The organism is Pseudomonadota bacterium, assembly GCA_026388255.1.
In the GTDB taxonomy this organism is placed as follows: domain Bacteria; phylum Desulfobacterota; class Syntrophorhabdia; order Syntrophorhabdales; family Syntrophorhabdaceae; genus JAPLKB01.
In genome coordinates this window covers 1-2,427 of the sequence record JAPLKC010000111.1, presented here as the reverse complement: position 1 = coordinate 2,427, position 2,427 = coordinate 1, and the positions used below count along the sequence as shown (strand labels likewise).

Here is a 2,427-nt window from a genome sequence, read left to right as displayed (position 1 = left end):
ATTTGAGATCGGTGAAGGACTATCTTAACAATGTATCATTGGAGGAACATACATACAGCGTTACCAGAAATCTTATAAGTATCCTGAAGGAAGATAACGCCGATTACGAATTGTCTGTACCGAAGGCGCTCATAACAGGGCTCGCCCATGATATAGGCAAAATACCGGAATACGTGGAGAGCGGAAAATATAACACATTGAATCATTCGACGATATCTGCGGACAAACTGGCAGAACTGCTCACAGACGTTGATGTTTTTTGGAAAAAAGATGCCATCGCTGCGGTAAAGGAACATCATGCATCGAGCAAGGATCAGTTCACCAACCTTTTGAAGGAGGCAGACAGAAGGGCACGGGAGATGGAGCTTGTGAGGTTCACGAGCGGTTATGACATCATACCGTTCAAAGAATGGTTTAGTGTCGATGAGTTTATTAGAAGAATGCTGCCCGATATAAACATAGCGAAAGATCAAGTAAAGCATAAGGTGTTCTCTTTCAAGGGGGTCATCTATGCACGACATACGTATCTTTATGAACTCGCCAGGAACATCTGTAACGATAAGATGGTAATAGACCTCATGTTTGTCTATAAATCAGAGCAAGAAGCGGCAACAAGGCTTGTTGTCAACCTGCTGAAGGAGTCGGGGTTCATAATGGATACCCTCCATAGGAACAAGAGTTTTCAATCTTTTATTATTAAGATTGCGGGACGCAAGGATAAGAAGGAACATCTGACCCCGATAAAGCCTGATAAAAGATTTGACATGGCAGAAATCGAAAAGAGGAAAATGGGATATCTGGAGACAATAGATGATGTGGCACCCGAAAGTAAAAAATGAAATACCATAGAAACTGTGACATTCTCTCCTGACCTGCCCCCACTCATTTGTGCCACCTTCAGAGTTAGACTTCCTCTTGTTTTTTGAGTCTCTGCCAAAGAGTTCTGCAGATATGGCGCTCTTGTTGAGACGATAAAGAATCCACCAAAGAAAAAGTGAGAATAAATTAACGTCTTTTTTTGATCTCATTGTTTGCGTGAGGAGTAAATAGAAAATAACAATACAGTGTTATGGCTTTCATTTGAAACTTGAAATTGTTGTGTTCGTAAAAAACTTGCCATCAAATTATCGTTTCTTCCGATGTAAAACGCAGGCAACAATTTATGGACTCCTTCAAATTTCTTCAAATATACTTTTTGAGTATATTACGAGAAATATACACTGCTGTACATTGCAACTTTCTGGACAGACTTGACAAATAGAATATAATCGCATATAATCGAATATAGTTAGCAATATGCAAAAGATTATGACCAAACTCGACAAAAGACTATCTCACATCCCTTCTGAGGTTTTATCAAAAATAGCCAAGATTGATGAAATCAAAGGGCGCTGGATTGGTGGGCTGCAAATTAACCCGCAAACTTTGGGCCGCTTAAAACGGTCTGTTTTGGTTACTTCCACCGGAGCTTCTACACGTATTGAAGGAGCAAAACTCACAGATAAAGAAATTGAAAAGTTGATGCAGGGTGTGACGACAAAAAAGTTTACCGATAGAGATTCGCAGGAAGTGCAAGGATACTATGAACTGCTTCATAATGTATTTGATTCCTGGAAGTCTATTAAGTTCAGTGAAAGCACAGTCAAGCACTTCCACAATCAGTTGCTCAAATATGTAGGAAAGGATCAAAGGCATCGAGGGGATTACAAAAAAACCGAAAACGCTGTCGAAATGTTCGATCAAAACGGCAAGAGCATCGGTATCGTATTTGAACCTACCAAAGCCTATCTTACTCCCAAAGAAATGCAGGAGCTTATGGATTGGGCAGTAGAGGCTCTTGATGAAAAGAAATATCACCCCCTCCTTATAATCGGCAACTTTCTGGTAGAGTTTCTTAAAATTCACCCTTTTCAGGATGGTAATGGAAGGGTCTCCCGCATTCTGACGAATCTGCTGCTTCTCAAGGAAGGCTATGCTTTCATGCCGTATGTTTCGCACGAGAAGATAGTGGAGGATAATAAAAACAACTATTATCTTGCGCTTGTCAAAAGCCAGAAGAGTTTCGGTAAAAAAACCGAGAATATTTTCCCCTGGCTCAATTTCTTCTTGGATATTCTGCTCAAACAATCCGAGATGGCCATTGAATTACTGGAAACCGAGAATGTGGAAAAGCTGCTTTCCCCGAAACAATTGGAAGTCTGGAATTATCTGCAAAAGGTCCCGGAGGCAACTCCTCTTGAAATTTGCCGGGAAACCAAGATAGTAAAACCGACGGTGCTTCAGGCTCTCAACCGATTGCTTACTCTCAAAAAGATCGAGAGAATTGGAATGGGAAGAGGAACAAGGTACAGGAAGTTATAGTACGAGAAGAAAACACGGTATCGCCCGCAGATATAATCGAATATAATCATACATAGCTGAAAATAT

2 protein-coding genes are annotated in these 2,427 nt (G+C 40.6%); both read left to right on the top strand.

Going from position 1 to position 2,427, the window contains the following annotated elements:
- The coding region (locus NT178_16445; GenBank protein MCX5814111.1) for an HD domain-containing protein at window positions 1-839 on the top strand (839 nt) is incomplete at its 5' end.
- A gap of 469 nt (window positions 840-1,308) precedes the next feature.
- Window positions 1,309-2,361 (top strand): Fic family protein, encoded by a 1,053-nt coding sequence (locus NT178_16440; GenBank protein MCX5814110.1) that lies wholly within the window; start codon window positions 1,309-1,311, stop codon window positions 2,359-2,361.
- The last annotated feature ends 66 nt before the right edge of the window (window positions 2,362-2,427 follow it).

Bases quoted from the DNA above. Each gene is read 5' to 3' on its own strand.
- NT178_16440 (MCX5814110.1), top strand. From the start codon at position 1,309: ATGACCAAACTCGACAAAAGACTATCTCACATCCCTTCTGAGGTTTTA.